Source organism: Rhizohabitans arisaemae (assembly GCF_025996515.1).
In the GTDB taxonomy this organism is placed as follows: Bacteria; Actinomycetota; Actinomycetes; order Streptosporangiales; family Streptosporangiaceae; genus Rhizohabitans; species Rhizohabitans arisaemae.
In genome coordinates this window covers 303611-321132 of record NZ_BLRH01000055.1, presented here as the reverse complement: position 1 = coordinate 321132, position 17522 = coordinate 303611, and the positions used below count along the sequence as shown (strand labels likewise).

Annotated in this window: 12 protein-coding genes; 7 read left to right on the top strand and 5 right to left on the bottom strand. The window is 71.1% G+C overall.

The window, feature by feature from the left end:
- Positions 1-14: 14 nt before the first annotated feature.
- The 5 genes from RUR_RS27940 to RUR_RS27920 all read right to left on the bottom strand — a co-directional run bounded on the left by RUR_RS27940 (position 15) and on the right by RUR_RS27920 (position 6199).
- On the bottom strand, positions 15-1577 hold the full coding sequence (locus tag RUR_RS27940) for an MFS transporter (RefSeq protein ID WP_283138194.1): 1563 nt from the start codon (positions 1575-1577) through the stop codon (positions 15-17).
- A gap of 28 nt (positions 1578-1605) precedes the next feature.
- Entirely contained in the window at positions 1606-2889 is a 1284-nt protein-coding gene (locus tag RUR_RS27935) for an RNA polymerase sigma factor (RefSeq protein ID WP_283138193.1), read from the bottom strand.
- Positions 2890-2920: 31 nt separating this feature from the next.
- A complete protein-coding gene (locus RUR_RS27930; RefSeq protein WP_283138192.1) occupies positions 2921-3262 on the bottom strand; it encodes a YciI family protein in 342 nt (113 codons plus the stop codon).
- Positions 3263-3845: 583 nt separating this feature from the next.
- The gene (locus RUR_RS27925; protein WP_283138191.1) at positions 3846-4589 is read right to left on the bottom strand and encodes a DoxX family protein; all 744 of its coding nucleotides are present in this window, start codon (positions 4587-4589) and stop codon (positions 3846-3848) included.
- The gene (locus RUR_RS27920; RefSeq protein WP_283138190.1) at positions 4556-6199 is read right to left on the bottom strand and encodes an MFS transporter; all 1644 of its coding nucleotides are present in this window, start codon (positions 6197-6199) and stop codon (positions 4556-4558) included. The genes RUR_RS27925 and RUR_RS27920 overlap by 34 nt, the downstream gene beginning before the upstream one ends.
- A gap of 365 nt (positions 6200-6564) precedes the next feature.
- Between RUR_RS27920 and RUR_RS27915 the strand changes: the two genes are divergently transcribed.
- The 7 genes from RUR_RS27915 (at position 6565) to RUR_RS27885 (ending at position 17516) form a co-directional block, all read left to right on the top strand.
- Positions 6565-7596: an alpha/beta hydrolase gene (locus tag RUR_RS27915; protein WP_283138189.1), complete on the top strand. Its 1032-nt coding sequence runs from the start codon at positions 6565-6567 to the stop codon at positions 7594-7596.
- Between the two features lie 511 nt (positions 7597-8107).
- Positions 8108-9949 carry a CHAT domain-containing protein gene (locus RUR_RS27910; RefSeq protein ID WP_283138188.1) on the top strand — a complete coding sequence of 614 codons (1842 nt, stop codon included), beginning with the start codon at positions 8108-8110 and terminating at the stop codon, positions 9947-9949.
- A gap of 264 nt (positions 9950-10213) precedes the next feature.
- Positions 10214-12586, top strand: a complete 2373-nt coding sequence (locus RUR_RS27905) for an AAA family ATPase (protein WP_283138187.1) — start codon at positions 10214-10216, stop codon at positions 12584-12586.
- 140 nt (positions 12587-12726) lie between these two features.
- Positions 12727-14508 carry an ABC transporter substrate-binding protein gene (locus RUR_RS27900; protein ID WP_283138186.1) on the top strand — a complete coding sequence of 594 codons (1782 nt, stop codon included), beginning with the start codon at positions 12727-12729 and terminating at the stop codon, positions 14506-14508.
- Between the two features lie 8 nt (positions 14509-14516).
- Entirely contained in the window at positions 14517-15581 is a 1065-nt protein-coding gene (locus tag RUR_RS27895) for an ABC transporter ATP-binding protein (protein WP_283138185.1), read from the top strand.
- Positions 15562-16575: an ABC transporter ATP-binding protein gene (locus RUR_RS27890; protein ID WP_283138184.1), complete on the top strand. Its 1014-nt coding sequence runs from the start codon at positions 15562-15564 to the stop codon at positions 16573-16575. Before RUR_RS27895 ends, RUR_RS27890 begins: the two co-directional genes overlap by 20 nt.
- Positions 16572-17516, top strand: a complete 945-nt coding sequence (locus RUR_RS27885) for an ABC transporter permease (protein ID WP_283138183.1) — start codon at positions 16572-16574, stop codon at positions 17514-17516. Before RUR_RS27890 ends, RUR_RS27885 begins: the two co-directional genes overlap by 4 nt.
- Positions 17517-17522: the final 6 nt, after the last annotated feature.

Here is a 17522-nt window from a genome sequence, read left to right as displayed (position 1 = left end):
GCGGTTCGGCGATGTCAGTGGGTCGCGGCCACCGCCGGCTCCTGGTCCGGGCCGGTCCCGGTCTCGGGTGCCGAGCCGGTCGGGGGGATGTGCCGGAAGGCGAAGGCGGTAAGGACGGCGAGGCCGAGGAAGACGGCGGTGCCGACGCCGGCGACGGCGGTCAGGCCGGAGGTGAAGGCGGTCCGGGCGGCGTCGAGCAGGTCGGCGCCGTGTGGTCCGGGTAGCCGGCCTGCCGCGACCGCGGCTTCGACGATGCCCTGCCGGGCGGCCTGCTCGGCCGCGGCGGGGGTGCCCGGGGGCACGGCCAGGCCGGTCCGGTAGACGTAGGCGGTCAGGCTGCCCAGCGTCGCGACGCCGAGGGCGACCCCGAACTCGCCGCCGGTCTCCGAGATCGACGCGGCCGATCCGGCTTTCTCCGGCGGGGCGGCGCCGAGGATCAGGTTCATCGACAGCGCCATCGTGGGGGAGATGCCCAGGGAGGCGAGGGTGAGCCCGATCACCACGTGCGCGAGGCCGTCGGCGGGGTCGGTCCAGACCTGCGCGAACAGCCCGGCCCCGGCGATCAGCAGACCGGCCGTCATGAGATGGGCGGGGCGGATCCGGTGGGCCAGTGTCTGGGTGAACATTATCCCGGCCGCCATCACGACGGTCTGCGGGATCAGCCAGAGCCCGGCCTCCAGCGGGGACAGCCCGCGCACGACCTGAAGATAGAGGGCGGAGGTGAAGCTGACCCCGGCCATCACCACGCCGAGGGCGAGCGTGGTCAGCAGTGCCCTGCGGAACGGGCGGTTGGCGAACAGCCGCAGGTCCAGCAGCGGGTCGGCCAGCCGGCGCTGCCGCCGTACGAAGACCACGCCGACCCCGGCACCCGCCACGAGGGCGGCGGCCGGGAGGACGGCCAGGCCCTCACGTGCGATCTCCTTGAGCCCGTAGACGACCGGGAGGATCATGGCCAGGGACAGGACGGCGCTGGTCAGGTCGAGCCGACCTGCGCCGGGGTCCCGGTATTCGGGGAGCAGGAGCGGCCCGGCCACCAGCAGCAGCGCCATGAACGGCACGCCGAGCAGGAAGGCCGATCCCCACCAGAACGAGGAGAGCAGCGCCCCGCCGACCAGGGGGCCGAGCGCCATCCCGCCCATGAAACAGGCGAACCACACCCCGATCGCGACGCCCATCTGCGCCGGGTCGCGGAACATGTTGCGGATCAGCGCCATCGTGGAGGGCATCAGTGTCGCCCCGAAGAACCCGAGCAGCGCGCGGGCGGCGATCAGCATGCCCGGGCCGGTCGAGTAGGCGGCCACCACCGAGGTGACGCCGAACGCGGCGGCGCCGAACAGCAGCAGTCGCCGGCGGCCGATCCGGTCGCCGAGGGTGCCCATGGTGACCAGGAAACCGGCCAGCGTGAACGAGTAGACGTCCAGGATCCACAGTTGCTCGGTGCTGTCCGCGCCCAGGTCGGCGCTCAACTGGGGCAGCGCCAGGTACAGCACGCTGACGTCCAGGGAGAGCAGCAGGGTGGGCAGTGCGAGCACGGCCAGCCCCAGCCACTCCCGCCGGGTCGCGCGGGTCGTCTCCATGGTGATCAATCCTCCGGTCTGTCGTCGGTTACCTTTCCGACGGACGACCGGATCCGGATTCGACAGCCTCGGCGAGACGGTTCGCGAGGAACTCGCGTTCCGCCGCGTTGTCCGCGAGGTCCAGCGCCGCGCGGTAGGCGGCCGCCGCCTCGCTCCACCGGCCGAGCCTGCGGAGCAGATCGGCGCGGACGGCCGGGAGATAGTGGTATCCGCCGAGCCGCCCGTCCCGTTCCAGCGCGTCGATCTCGTCGAGGGCGGCCGGCGGCCCGGACACCATCGACACGGCCACCGCCCGGTTGAGCGCGACGACGGGTGAGGGCCAGACCTTCAGCAGCTCGTCGTAGAGCCGCAGTACCTGCGGCCAGTCGGTCGCCGCGTAGTCGGCGGCGACGGCGTGCAGCGAGGCGATGGCGGCCTGGAGGGCGTACCGGCCGACGCGGCCGCTACGGAACGCGTCGGCGGTCAGGTGGCAGCCCTCGTCGATGGCGGCACGGTCCCAGGCGGACCGGTCCTGGTCTTCCAGGAGCACCAGGCGCCCCTGGGCGTCGGTCCGGGTGCTCCGGCGGGCGTCGGTGAGGATCAGCAGCGCGAGCAGCCCGCGGACCTCCGGCTCGTCGGGCATCAGGGTGAGCAGGATCCGGGCCAGGTTGAGTGCGTGCTCCACCAGGTCGGCGCGGATCAGGTCGCCTCCCGACGGGGCCGTGTGCCCGGTCGTGTAGAAGAGGTGGACGACGGTCAGCACCGCGTCCAGCCGGTCCGGCAGCTCGTCGGCGCCCGGTACCCGGTACGGGATCCGGGCCGCGGAGATCTTCTTCTTGGCCCGGGTGATCCGCGCGGCCATGGTCGGCTCGGTTACCAGGAACAACCGGGAGATGTCGCCGGTGCTCACCCCGCACACCAGGCGGAGGGTCAGCGCCACCTGGGCCTCCCGGTTCAGCGCGGGGTGGCAGCAGGTGAAGATGAGGCGCAGCCGGTCGTCGGGGACCGCGTCGTCGTCGGGCTCGTCCATGTCCACCTCGTCCGGCTCCACGAGCAGGGGCAGCTTCGTGCGGAAGACCCGGTTCCGGCGGAGCGCGTCGAGCGCCTTGCGCTTGGCGGCGGCGGTGAGCCAGGCGCCGGGCTTGCGGGGGACGCCGTCGCGGGCCCAGGTGTCCAGGGCGGCGACGTAGGCGTCCTGGACGCACTCCTCGGCCAGGTCGAGATCCCCGGCGACGCGCGCCGTCGCGGCGAGCACGAAGGCCCACTCGCGACGGTGCGCGTCCGCCACGGCGTGTTCGACCGTGTCCGTGTCGCCGTCTCCGGTGACGCTCACGCGGCCGGCCCGGCCCCGGCGGTCACGGCGCTCACTCGGCCGGCGGGAAGAAGAGCGGCCGGACCTCGACTCCGCCGTCCCAGGTGGCGGGGTTGAGCTTCGCGATCCGCAGGGCGACGTCCAGATCGGGGGCCTCCAGGATGTAGAACCCGGCGACGACCTCCTTGGCCTCGATGAACGGCCCGTCCGTGACGACGTCTCCGCGGATCGACGTGGCCGTGGTGCTGGGCTGCAGCGCGATGCCCGAGAGGGCTTTGCCGCCCAGCTCCTCGATCTGGGCGGCGTACCGGTCAAGCGCCGCCGCGTACTCCGGGGAGAGGTCCATCGGGTCCGCGGGCGCGGGCGAGTAGACGAAAATCCCGTACTGGGGCATCGGTGTCTCCTTGCGTGTGACTGTTTTCTGCCTTCCCGACGAGCGGGCTCGGCCGGATTCGACAAACGGCCCGGGAGAATCTTCCGGACGCGCCCCGAGCCGGGTCCGGCTCCTCGACGGCCCTATCCCCGTCGTCCGCCGGATACCGACCTGTGTCGACAAACTTGTGCAAGTTTGACCGGTCAGGTTACAGGCGCACGGACCTACCGATTCTCCCCTGCGTCGAGCAGGCTGCGGAACGTCGCCCCTGGTGATCGGACACCGAAGACCCTGGCTACGACGCCCGTGAAGCCCGCTGGTCGGTCAGTTCATTTAGGTTTCGATTTGCTGTACCGAGTCATGGGGACAGCAAGCCTTCGCAGCGGTGAGAGAGCGCGGGGACATGTGGCTCACGTAAGGCGGTGGACGCTTACCGGGTGTCCAAGCGGGAGCGGAGCAAACCTCGTGAAGTCTCCTGACTCCGCGGCCTTCGGATCGGGTGGGTCGGGAGACGGTTGGTAAGTGCGTTTCGCTGTCGATCGCCTGTACCGACTGTCGGCCGGACCTCGCTCGGCCGGGGACGCACCGCCCGGGAAGCAGGAGGTCAGGACGACTTGGGTTTGGGCTTTCGCCGGGTGGCGGGCTTGGATTCGCCGGCGACGAGGACGTCGGGGACCGGCGGGCGGCGGTGCGGGACGGTGTCCTGGTCGGTTGGGTCTCCGGGCTGCTCGGCGGGTGGTGCCGGCTTGTTCCGGGCCGATTTGGGCTGGGTGGGGGCGGGTTCCGGTTCGACCGGGACGGGTTCGGGAACGGGCTCGGGTTCGCGCAGGTCGGAGAACTCGTCCTCGTCGTCCAGATCCGATGCGGGGCCGCGGACGCCGTACCGGAAATCGGAGATGGCGCCGGCCGCCTCCATCTCGGCCGCCGCGTCGTTGTCCCGCCTCCGGATGACGATCAGGTAGTCGAGGGAGGCCCGGCCCGCCCCCGCGGTGGCCAGCAGCATCGCCGCCGCGCCGAGCGCCACGATGAGTTCGATGTTTCCGCCGGTGAGCAGGGTGAGCCCGCCGCCCCGGCCGTCGATCAGGAGAAACAGCGCGAAGGTCTCGAAGAACAGGACGATTCCCGCGATCGGTACGGCGAAGCCCGCGATCAGCAGTGCGCCGCCGACGAGTTCGATGAGTGCCACGACCGCGGACCAGAGCGCGGGCACGGGGACGTCGAGGGTGGTGAACTCGCCGCCGACGTCGTCCAGGCCGGCCTGCAGCTTGGACCAGCCGCGCCCGATGAAGATTCCGCCGACCCCGAGCCGGGCCGCTAGCGTCGCGATGTCATGGAGGGTTCGTCGCACACGCCCATTGTGGGACCGATGCCCTGGTTCCGGGAGGGAGAATCGGATGATCTGCCGCTAAGCCGCAGTTGGACCGACCGAAACCTGGAACGAGGTATATGCGGTGACCTGCGGGGCCTCGACCGTCCCGGCAGCAGAAAAAATGCCAGAAAAACGGCGAACGTCAGGAACGCGATACTCACCCCGATGGTGGCGTGCAGCGCGGTGATGAACGCCTCGCGGGCGGAGGCGAGCAGCGCGGCGCCGGCCGTACCGCCCATGTTCTCCGCCATGTCGGCCGCCCGGGCGAGCGAGGTGTACGCCTCGGCGAAGGGGATGCCGGGCGCGGACGCCCGCAGCGCCGGGGCGTAGACCACGGCGGTCACGGTGCCGAGCACGGCGATACCGAGGCCGGCGCCGAGCTCGTAGGCGGTCTCCTTGATCGCCGCGGCACCGCCGGCCCGCTCCGGTGAGACGGAGGACATGATGATGTCCGAGGCGGCGAGCAGGGTGAGGGAGATGCCGAACCCGATCCCCGCCAGGCAGGCCACGAGGAGCGGGACGGCCCGTTCGACGCCGAAGGTCAGGGTGGGGAGGAGGGACAGCGCGGCGAGCCCGAGTCCCATGCTCATCGTCGCCCGTACCCCGAACCGGTTGAGCAGCGGAGCCCCGCAGAGCCCCCCGAACATGGCCGCGATCACGATCGGCAGCATGAGGACGCCGGCGTACAGGGCGCTCTCCCCGAGGACGAGCTGGAGGTACTGTGCCAGCATCAGCTCCAGGCCGATCAGGGAGAAGGTGCCGAGCAGGACGCAGGTCACCGCCACCGAGAGCCCGCGTTCGGCGAAGAACCGGAGGTCGAGCAGGGGGTGGGCGAGCCGCCGCTGCCGCCGGACGAACCAGACGGCGAATCCGATGCCGGCCAGGAACACCGGCGCGGAGCTCAGCTTCACCCCACCGGCGACCCCGAGGATGGCCGTGATGGACAGTACGGCGCTGAGCGCGTCCCAGCGGTGGGCGCGGTCGCCCGCGGACCGGGGCAGCAGCCGTGCGGCGAGCGGCAGTGCCAGCAGGACGAGCGGCACGTTGATCAGGAAGACCGAACCCCACCAGAAGTGCTCGACCAGGATCCCGCCGATCAGCGGCCCCACGGCGGCGCCCGCCGCGGCCACGGCACTCCACACGCCGAGGGCGAAGGCGCGCTCACGCCGGTCGGTGAACACCTCCCGGATCAGGGAGAGGGTCGCCGGCATGATCATGGCGCCGCCGACGCCCAGGGCGGCCCGGGAGAGGATCAGTGCGAGCGGGGTGTCGGCGAACGCCGCGCCGAGCGACGCCATGCCGAAGACGCAGTATCCCGCGATGATCATCCGCCGCCGTCCGTATCGGTCGCCCAGCGTGCCGAACGTCAGGAGCAGGGGCGCGACGACGAGGGAGTAGACGTCGATGATCCACAGGAGTTCCACCGAGCCCGGCCTCAGCGCCGCGGTGAGCGCGGGGACCGCGATGTGCAGCACCGTCGCGTCGACGGCGATCAGCAGCAGGCTGAAGCAGAGAAGCACCAGGACGGCCCACCGGTTGTCCCGGCGGGTCTTCGGGTTGTCGGTGCGATTCGCCTGCGTGAGCGCCATACAGGGTCAGATGGTCACGGGGGATTGACACATGCGGGGCAGCTTAGCGGTGGAGCTACGCCTCTTCGAGAGATTCCGTCAGGTCGTAAGACGCCGGTTTTGATGGCTTATGTCGGGCTAGCGGGCCGCTCGGCCGTATGCCGGGCCGTTCCGGGATGCCGACGGTACCGGCTGTGCGGTGGTTTCCGGTCCGGGATCCGGTGCGCTCGGGATGTGTTCCCGGTCGCCGGTCGATCAAGGGGAGTGTGAAATCGCGGTGGGGTGCCGCCGGGCGGTTCGCGGAGGGCTTCGCCGTACCGCGGATGTGTCCGCTGGGATGTGACGGAGTTTGTGGGGAAAGAGAAAGATCTGGGAAGAATGAGGAGATGCTGCCGTGGAAAGCTGATCTGGCCGGACGTATCGACGAACGAACCATCGAGAGCACCGTGTTGCGCGACAACCCGCTCGGCGATCCGCACGAGCGGCCGATCTGGGTGTACCTCCCACCGGGATACGACACCTCGGACCGCAGGTATCCGGTGGTTTATACGATTCAGGGATTTACCGGACACGTCATGATGTGGGCGAATCGCGCGCCCTGGCGTCAGCCGTACCCCGAACTCGCCGACGGCGTCTTCGCCCGGGGTGAGGCGCCACCCGCGATCGTGGTCTACGTCGACTGCTGGACCAGGCTCGGCGGCAGCCAGTACGTCGACTCCCACGGGCACGGGGCCTACCACACCTACCTGTGCGAGGAGGTCGTGCCGTGGGTCGACTCCCGGTACCGCACGATCCCCGGCCGCGACCACCGGGCGATCGCCGGGAAGTCGAGCGGCGGCTACGGCGCGATGATCACGCCCATGCTCCGGCCCGACGTGTTCGGCTCGCTCGCCACCCACGCCGGGGACGCGCTCTTCGAGACGCTCTACCTGCCGACCTTTCCGCTGATGGCGAGGGTGCTCAGGGACTCCTACGACGGGTCCTTCGACCGTTTCCTAGCGGATTTCTTCACCCGTCCGCCACTGTCCAGGGAGGGCGACGAGGAGCTCATCATCACCTACGCGAACGCGGCGTCCTACTCCGCCAACCCCGACGGGACCGTGGACATCCCGTTCGACGACACAGGTGCCCTGATTCCGCGGGTGTGGGAGCGCTGGCTCGCCCTCGACCCGGTCCGGATGGCCGGGACCGAGAGCGGCGCCGCGGCCCTGAGGTCGCTCAACGCGATGTGGATCGACGCGGGCACCGCGGACGAGTACTACCTCGACCTCGGCGCGGTGGCGTTCCGGCGGGCGGTCGCGGCGGCCGGGCTCCCCGACGACCGGGTCTACTTCGAACTGTTCGAGGGAAAGCACGGCGGGATCGAATACCGCTACCCTCTCGCGCTCGCCTGGCTCTGCGAACGCTTCCCCTCCTGAACCGGCTCATGCGGGCTGCCCCGGTACTTCCGGCGCAGCCCGTACCGGCTCACCCCGATCCGGTACACCGGCACCAGGTGATCGTTGTGCTGTCCGCACCCGGCGGGGTGCGCAGAGCGCAATGATCACGCGTAGTCGGGTGTCTGGTGATCGTTGTGCTGTCTGCTCCCGGTGGGGTGCGCAGAGCGCAATGATCATGCGGGGTGCGGTGTCGGGTCTGAGTTCTGGTGATCGTTGTGTTGTCCGCACTCGGTGGGGTGCGCAGAGCGCAATGATCATGCGTAGCCCGGTGTCTGGTGATCGTTGTGGTGTCCGCACCTCGTGGGGGATACAGATCTCAAGGATCAGCCGGAGTTTTCAGTGACTGAGAGTACGGCTGAAGGCGGCGGAAGGGCCTGGTGCGGCCTGTATCGGCCACTATCCGGGGATTCGGCTGGGGAACCTCTCTAGAGAGATACAGCCATATACCGATATCTGGTCATTTGGTGATCTCGCGCGGACGATGGCGAACGTGGGGATCGACACGGGAGAAACCGAGACCTCGGCCGTTCCGCCCCCACGCCAGACCGACGATCCGCGGGCGTGGTGCGCCGTCGCGGTCGCCCGGCTCGCCCAGGACGAGCCGGGCCCCGCGCTGGAGGCGTCCCGTCAGGCGGTGACGCTCGATCCCGGCGGCGAATGGGGATACCGCCTGGCCAGCCTGGCCCTGGAGCGGCTGGGCCGGGCCGCGGACGCGACGGACGCCGCCGAGACGGCCGTACGGCTGGCGCCGGGCTCCTGGGCCGCGCGGCTGCGTTTCGGCGGTGCCCTCAAGCGGATGCCGGGCCGCTGGCGCGAGGCGTGGGCACAGGCGCGGCGCGCGGTGCGGTTCGCCCCGGAACACCCGGATCCGCATGTGCTCATCGGCGATCTGTCGCTGCTTCGCGGGGACCACCGGCGGGCCGGGATCGCCTACCGGAACGCGCTCCACCGGGACGAGTCCCACGTCGCGGCCCGGGTCAATCTGGCCCTCACCCGGCTGCGCTGGGAGCGGCCCCGGACCCACCACGATCCGGCCTGGCCGGTCGACCCGCGGCAGACCGCCCGGACGCGCCGCGCGGTGGAGGTCTGGATCCGCCGGGTCAGGGTGCTGCTCGCGCTGGCGACGGCGGCGACCGCGGTCCTGACCCAGGTCGCGTCCGGATTCACCGTGGGCGCCGGGGCGGCGGCGCTGCTCGGGGTCGGCCTGGTGACCGTGCTGAGCGCGCGGCGCATCCCCGCGTGGTCCTACCTTCCCGACGTGCTCGCCCGCGATCGGTGGCTGACTCTGTCGGGCGGCGCCGTCCTCGCGGCGGTACCGGCCTTCGCGGTCGCCGTGTTCGTCCTGGCGGCCGTGCCCCCGGCCGCCGGCCTGACCGGCGCGCCGGCCGTCTGGGGCGGGCTGGCGGCGTTCACGGTCTGCCACGGGATCGTGATCGGGGTACTCCGCCTGCTCGCCGGGGTCTGGCGCGGCCGTCCGGTGGCGGCGCTGCGGGACCTGGCCGCGGCGCTGGCGATCGATCCCGGGGACCGGGCCGCCCGCCGGAACGCCGACGTGACCCTCTGGGGCGTGGTGGCGCGGCTGTGGTGCTTCCTGGTGCCGCTCGCGCTCCTGGCGGCGCGGATCCCCCCGCCCGCCCCGCTGATCGAGCGGTTCACCCTGCCTGCGGCGTCGGCGGGGGGAGTGGTGCTCCTGGTGGCGCTGATCCGGATCCACCGTCGCGGCGGACTCGTGCCGCACCTGCCGGCGATCCTGCGCGCGGACCGCCGGCTGGGGCTGGCCTGCGCCGCCACCCTGGTCGGGATCGTGCTGCTGATCGCGGCGCCGGTGGCGGGCCCGGCGGCGATCTGGCCGCCCGCGCTCATCCTGCTGCTCTTTCTGAGCCGTGCGGCCCCCGCCTGGTGGAGCGGCGGCCCGGGCCCGCTGCGCTCGTCGCTGATCCTGGGAGAGAGCCCGGGGCCGCGGGCACACGGCGAGGTCGTCCCCGCACCCGAGTTGCGGCGGGAGTTGCGGCGGGCGTTCATCACCGGGCGGGACGTGGTGCTCTCCTATGTGGACGCGACCGGCTGGCCGCGGATGGTCGCGGTCGGTGCGGTCACCGGCGTCGGCTCCGGGGGCGAGCTTTCGATCATCGCGGGGGAGGAGGCGTGGGCCGCGGCGCTGCGCGACCCGAGGGCCGCCGTCTACGTCTCCGACCCGGCCGACCGGCGTTTCTGGGTGGAGATCCGCGGAGTGGCGCTCCCGGACGAGGAGAGCGGCACACTACGGATCACGCCCAAGGAGGTCGTTCTCGCCGAGCGCCCGGGGCGCCATCAGGGGCGCGGGCACTCCTGACATCCGGCGTCACGCCGCCGGGGCCGGATTCCGTCTTATCGGTCACCAGAAACGCGGCTGTAGAACGGGATATTCACGGTTATCTCAGCTAATTTCTCTTCTGCTCCTTACGGAAGGGGCGTCCGGGAATCCCCCGGTCAACAATGCGATCACGCTCAGGTGAGCATGTCGGCCCCATGGAGTAAACACAATGTACGGCGTGCGTCCAGCCCGCGGTCGTGCACGGTGCGGTATACAAGGGGCGGACGGGGAGGCGACATCGACATGCGGCACTCCGACAGGGCCCGGCCACTCGGACACGACCCGGCACGGAATCTCTTCACCCGGATGCGCGACGGGTACGCCATGTCGTCCCCGGGTGTCCGGAGAGGGCTGACCGCCGGGGTCTTCGCGGCCACGGCCGCGCTGCTGCTGGTCCTGACGGGAAGCCTCGGCTCCGCGCTGATCTACGCCGTGCTCCTGGTGGGGTTCGTCCTGCTCGCGCTGCACCGCCCGCCGGTCGCGGCCACCGTGCTCGTCCTGCTCGGCTGGGGCATGATGCTGCCGGTCTTCGGCTGGGCGTTCGGCGGCCCCGCGGGCGAGCCGATGCTTCTCATGCTCCTCGGCCTGATCGCCGCGGTCTGCGCCCACCTGATCAACTGGGTCTCCCCCTGGCTCACCACGCTGATGGCGCTGGCCGCGGCGGGCGCCCTCGCGCTGGCGTTCGCCGGGCTCTGGCCCGTCGTCGCGCTCTGGATCGCCTACGCCGCCGCGGCGTGCGTGCTCGGCGTCCGGTTCGCCCAGGCCCGCCGGGCGCGGGCCGCCGTCCTGGAGGGGGAGCGCCGGGCCGCCTACGGTGAGGAGCGGTACGGGGGGCCCCACGAGCGGGTTCGCGAGTCCGCCGAAGTGCCCCGCAGGTCGTACCACGAGTCCGCCCGGCAGGCCGAGAAGCCCCCGCCGGTTTCGGTGGAGGAGGCCCTGGCCGAGCTGGAGGACATGATCGGCCTGGTTCCGGTGAAGGAGCAGGTCCGGTCCATCGCCGCGTCGATCGAGGCCGACCGGCTCCGCGCCAGGGCCGGCTACAGCACCGAGTCGCCGTTGCGGCACTTCGTGTTCGTCGGACCGCCGGGGACGGGCAAGACGAGCGTGGCCAGGAGCGTGGCCAAGATCTTCTACGCCTTCGGCCTGCTGGAGCGGCCCAACGTGGTCGAGGCGCACCGGGCCGACCTGGTCGGGGAGTTCCTCGGCGCGACCGCGATCAAGACCAACGAGCTGGTGGACCGGGCGCTCGGCGGGGTGCTCTTCGTCGACGAGGCATACAGCCTGATGAACACCGGCGACGGGCAGACCGACCGGTTCGGCGCGGAGGCCGTCCAGGCCCTGCTGAAGCGGGCCGAGGACGACCGGGACAACCTGGTGATCATTCTGGCCGGGTACGAGAAGGAGATGGCGGACTTCCTCTCCTCCAACCCCGGTCTGGCCTCCCGGTTCGCCACCCGGGTACGGTTCCCGAGCTACAGCCCCGACGAGCTGCTGGGCATCGCCGAGCTCCGGCTGGAGCGGCGGGAGGAGCGGCTCGCCGCCGACGCCGTACCGGCGCTGCGCGCGATGTTCGAGGACGTCCGGCGGCGCGGCACCATCGACGAACTCGGAAATGCCAGATTTGTCCGGACATTGATGGATGCGGCGGCTCGGGCGAGGGATGTGCGGGTTGTCGGGGCGGGTGGGGACGCCAGGCCCGAAGAACTCGTCACGATCCGGGCCGTCGACACGGTCAAGGCGTTCCAAGAGATCACGGTGTACCAGGCGGTGCCGACCCTGGCCGAGGCCCTGGCGGACCTGGACCGGATGGCCGGGCTGGAACCGGTCAAGCGCCAGGTCAAGGCGATCGCCGCCCAGCTGAGGGTGGCGAAGATGCGCGAGTCCCAGGGCCTGCCGACCGCGCCGATGTCCCGCCACTTCGTCTTCGCCGGGCCGCCCGGCACCGGGAAGACCACGGTCGCCCGGGTGCTGGGGCGGATCTTCGCCGCGCTCGGCCTGCTGTCCCGGACCGAGGTCGTCGAGGCGCATCGGGCCGACCTGGTCGGGCAGCACCTGGGCTCGACCGCGATCAAGACCAACGAGCTGGTGGACCGGGCGCTCGGCGGGGTGCTCTTCATCGACGAGGCGTACAGCCTGGTCAATCCCGGCTATTCAGGGGGCGACGCCTTCGGCGCGGAAGCCGTACAGACACTGCTCAAACGGGCGGAAGACGACCGGAACCGTCTGGTCGTCATCCTCGCCGGGTACCGGCGCGAGATGGAGTCCTTCCTCACGGTCAACCCCGGCCTCGCGTCCCGCTTCAACAGCTGGGTGAACTTCCCCTCCTACGCGCCCGCGGAGCTCACCGAGATCGCCGAGGTGCTCGCCCAGGAGGCCGGGGACCGGTTCGAACCCGACGCGCTGCGCGATCTGGACGACGTCTTCTCCTGGGTGTGCGGGGAGCGGCTCATCGACGACTGGGGCAACGGCCGGTTCGCCCGTTCGCTCCTGGAAAAGGCGGCGATGCAGAGGGATGTCCGCCTCGCCGCCCGAGACGGCGACGCCACCGCCGACGAACTGACGACGATCACCAGCGCCGACGTGCGCGCCGCGGTCGACGAGCTCGGCGAGCGCTGACGCCCGCAAAGCTTTGCCTGTTCGTGGATCCCGCAAGGTCTCCCTTCTGCCCACAAGATCACATGATGGTCACGGTGTCTGACTGACCGGCCCGAGCGGGCCCCGGCGCGGGGCGGCCGGTGTGGAGAACGGAGTGGCCTGTGCAGATCCGACGACGCCTCATCCCGGTCACGGCGGCGGCCGGGCTCGCGATCGTCCTGGTCGCCTGCGGGGGCGGGGGTCAAGGTGCCCCGGGGGCCGGGGGCGGCACCCCCCGCAAGGGCGGCACGCTCAAGGTCATCGGCTCGGCCGACGTGGACCACCTCGACCCCTCGTCGACGTACACCACCGCCGGATACAACCTCGCCCGCACGTGGACCCGCCAGCTGATCTCCTATCCCGCGGACAACGACTTCACCCGGGCCACCACCCCCGTCGCCGACGTCGCCGTCGACCTCCCCACCCGCGAGAACGGCGGGGTGAGCCGCGACGGACTCACCTACACCTTCACCATCCGCGAGGGGGTGATGTGGAACACCAACCCGCCCCGCCAGGTCACCGCGGCCGACTTCGTCCGGGGGTTCAAGCGGCTGGCCAACCCGGTCCAGCCCTCCGGCGGGATCAGCTACTACACCAGCACCATCGCCGGGATGCAGGAGTACTTCACCAAGGCGCAGCGGGGCGGGCGGACCGCGGCGGAGATCAGCCGGTTCATGGCCGAGAACGAGATCTCCGGTCTCAAGGCGGACGGGGACCGGAAGCTGACGATCAGGCTGCGGGTCCCGGCGAGCGACTTCCTCAACATCCTGGCGCTGAGCTTCGCCTCCCCGGCCCCGGTGGAGTACGACGCCTACGTGCCCGACAGCTCCGAGTTCCGGACGAACACCGTCTCACTCGGGCCGTACCAGATCGTCCGATACCAGGCGGGCAAGTCCGTCTCCCTGACCCGGAATCCGGCGTGGCGCCAGGACACCGACCCGATCCGGCACCAGTACGTCGACGGCATCGACATCACGCTCGGCCAGGACAGCCCGGACGCGGTCCAGCTGCAACTCGAGGCCGGGAGCGCGGATCTGGCCTGGGACCAGCCGGTGCCGACCTCCGCGCTGCCAAGGCTCCAGGGCAACCCGGACTTCAAGGTCTGGGAGAGCTCGAACCTCAACCCGTTCCTCGTCTTCAACCTGCAGAGCCCGAACAACGGCAGGGCCTTGAACGACGTCCGGGTACGGCGTGCGCTGAGCTACGCGGTGAACAAGGCGGCGATCGTCCGGATCTTCGGCGGACCGAAGATCAGCACGGTGCTGAACGGGGCCATCCCGCCGGGGAGTTCGGGCTTCGACGCGGCCGTCAAGCCGTACGCCACCCCGGGTGACGAAGGCGATCCGGCGAGGTGCCGGAACGAACTCGCCGCGGCGGGCCATCCGGCCGGGCTCACCCTGCAGTTCCCCTATCGGACCAACGGCAACCACCCCAAGGTGGCGCAGTCGATCGCCGGGGACCTGACCGCGTGCGGCGTCCGGACCACCCTCATCGCGACCACGGCGGACGACTTCTACGGCCGCTACCTGTCCAGCGTCGCCAAGAGCCGCGAGGGCAAGTGGGACATCGCCGGTCCGGGCTGGATCCCCGACTGGTTCGGCAACAACGGGCGGGCGATCGTGCAGCCCCTCTTCGACGGGCGGAACTACACCGAGGGCTCCACGAACTACGGCGCCTACAACAACCCCGAGGTCAACGCGTTGATCGATCGGGCGCTGACCGCGTCCAGCCCCCAGGCCGCGGCGGAGACCTGGAAGCAGGCCAACCAGAAGATCATGGCGGACGCGCCGATCGTGCCGCTGATGTCGCAGAACACCCCCCTCTTCAAGTCGAGCAGGGTGCGGGGCGCCGTCTACAACCCGCTCGCCCAGTACTACGACTTCACCCAGATCTGGCTGGGCTGAGGCGGATCATGCGTCTGCTGGAGGTCACCGACCTGCGGGTCTCCTTCCCGACCCCGGACGGGGTCGTCCAAGCCGTCCGGGGGGTCTCGTTCGGCGTGGACCGGGGCCGCACCCTCGGGATCGTCGGCGAGTCGGGATCCGGGAAGAGCGTCAGCACCCAGACGCTCATGGGGCTCACCCGCGGAGCCACCGTGACCGGTGCGGCGCTTTTCGAGGGCCGGGACCTGCTCACCATGCCGCGGGAGGAGCTCCGCCGCCTCCGCGGCGCGAGGATCGCGATGATATTTCAGGACCCGTTGTCGAGTCTGCATCCGCTCTACCGGGTCGGCCGGCAGATCGTCGAGATGATCCGGGTGCACGAGCCCGAGGTCGGCCGCGAGCAGGCGCGAGGGCGCGCGGCCGAGCTGCTCGGGCTGGTGGGCATCCCGCGTCCGGCGGAGCGGGTCGACGACTTCCCCCACCAGTTCTCCGGGGGGATGCGGCAGCGGGTGATGATCGCCATGGCCCTCGCGCTCAACCCCGCTCTGATCATTGCGGACGAGCCCACCACCGCGCTGGACGCCACCGTCCAGGCCCAGATCATCGACCTGATGGTACGGCTCCAGCGGGAGTTCGACACCGCGCTCATCATGATCACCCATGATCTCGGGGTCATCGCCGACATCGCCGACGACGTCCTGGTGATGTACGCGGGCAAGCCGGCCGAGTACGCGGACCGCCGGACGCTGTACTACCGGGCCCACCACCCGTACACCACCGGCCTGCTCGAATCCATCCCGAAGGCCACCGGGACCAGGGAACGCCTCCAGCCGGTTCCCGGCCAGCCCCCCAGCCTGATCCACCTTCCCCCGGGGTGCGTCTTCCATCCGCGCTGCCGCCACGTCATGGACCGGTGCCGGAGCGAGGAGCCGCCGATGCTGGCGGTCGCGGGGGAGGGCCATCGCTCGGCCTGCTGGCTTCCCGGCGCGGCGGTCGGGCCGGGTGCCGAGGCGGAGCGGCTCCGCGACGAGGCGCAGGCGGCGGGGACCCGCCGAAGGGACAAGGGGGAGGGCGATGTCGCTCCTGCGGATTGAGGACGTGCGCAAGTACTTCCCCATCAAGGAGGGGTTGTTCGTGCGGCGCGAGATCGCCCGGGTGCACGCCGTGGACGGGGTGAGCCTGGAGGTGAACCCGGGGGAGACCCTGGGCGTGGTCGGGGAGTCCGGATGCGGGAAGTCGACGCTGGCCCGGTGCGTCACCGGGCTCCATCCGGTCACCTCGGGGCGGATCGTCTTCGACGGTCAGGACGTCACCCGGCTCTCGGGCCGCGGGCTCAAGGCGTTCCGCCGCGACGTTCAGATGATTTTTCAGGATCCGTACGGGTCGCTCAACCCACGGCGGAGAGTCGGATCGATCATCGCCGACCCGCTCGTCGTCCACCGGATCGGCGACGCGCGAGCCCGCAGGCGGCGGGTCCAGGAGCTGATGGAACTGGTCGGCCTCAACCCCGAGCACTACAACCGGTTCCCCGCGGAGTTCTCCGGGGGTCAGCGGCAGCGGATCGGGATCGCCAGGGCGCTCGCCCTCAAACCCCGCCTGATCGTCTGCGACGAGCCGGTGTCGGCCCTGGACGTCTCGATCCAGGCGCAGGTCATCAACCTGCTCACGGATCTGCAGGGCGAGCTCGGCCTGACGTATGTGTTCATCGCCCACGACCTCTCCGTGGTGCGCTACGTGAGCGACCGGGTCGCCGTGATGTATCTCGGCAAGGTGGTCGAGGTGGCGCCCGGCGAACAGCTCTACCGCGAGCCGAGGCATCCGTACACCTACTCCCTGCTCTCGGCGGCCTCCGTGGCCGACCCCGACGCCTCGGCCGCGCGCAGCCGGGTGATCCTCGCCGGGGACGTGCCTTCGCCGATCACCCCGCCCCCGGGGTGCCGGTTCCATCCGCGCTGCCCCAAGGCTCAGGCGCGCTGTTCGACGGAGGAACCGCTCCTGCTCGGCGTGGAGCACCGGGCGGCCTGCCACTTCCCGGTCGAGCCGGGGGAGCGCCTCACCGGCGCGACGCGGTCGGGTGATCGGCCGTGAGCCTGACCGAACCGCAGATCGAGGCGGTCCACTCGGGGGAGCACGCGCCCGCGGTGGCCGGGCGCGGACCGTGGCGGCTCGCCTTCGACCGGCTGCGGCGGGATCGGGCGGCGGTCGTCTCCGCGGTCGTGGTGGCCCTCGTCGTCGTCCTGGCGGCCTGCGCGCCGCTCCTGGCCGCGATCACCGGGCACGGGCCCGCCGAACGGTTCCCGACCACCGGGCTGACCCCCGAGGGCATCCCGGTCGGACCCTCGGCGGAGTTCTGGCTCGGCGCGGACGGGCTCGGGCGGGACCTGCTGGTCCGGCTGGCGTACGGCGCGCGCATCTCCCTGCTCGTGGGCGTGCTCGCCACCCTGCTCGCCACCGTCTTCGGGGTCACCGTGGGCATGCTGGCCGGCTTCTTCGGCGGCGCCGTCGACGCGGTTCTGGCCCGGGTCCTCGACGTGGTCCTGTCGTTCCCCTACCTGCTCGTCGCGATCGTGCTGGCGGCGGTGTACGGCGCGAGCATCCCGCTTATGATCTTCGTGATCGCGTTCTTCTCGTTCGCGGCGATGGCCAGGATCGTCCGGGGTCAGACGTTCGCCATCCGGGAGCGGGAGTACGTCGAGGCGGCCAGGTCGCTGGGCGCGGGTCCGTTCCGCACGATGTTCGTGGACGTGCTGCCCAACCTGATCGCCCCGGTGACGGTGCTGGCTTCCCTGCTCATCCCGACCTCGATCGTTTTCGAGGCGACGCTCTCCTTCCTCGGGCTCGGGGTCGATCCGCGCACCCCCAGCTGGGGCGCGATCCTGGCCGACTCGGTCGACTTCTACCGGGTCTCCCCGGGGCTCCTGCTCTTCCCAGCCGCGCTCCTGCTCATCACCACGCTCGCGTTCAACATGCTCGGCGACGGCATTCGGGACGCCCTCGACCCGCGCGGCGACCGCATCGGCACAAGGTAGGGGGTC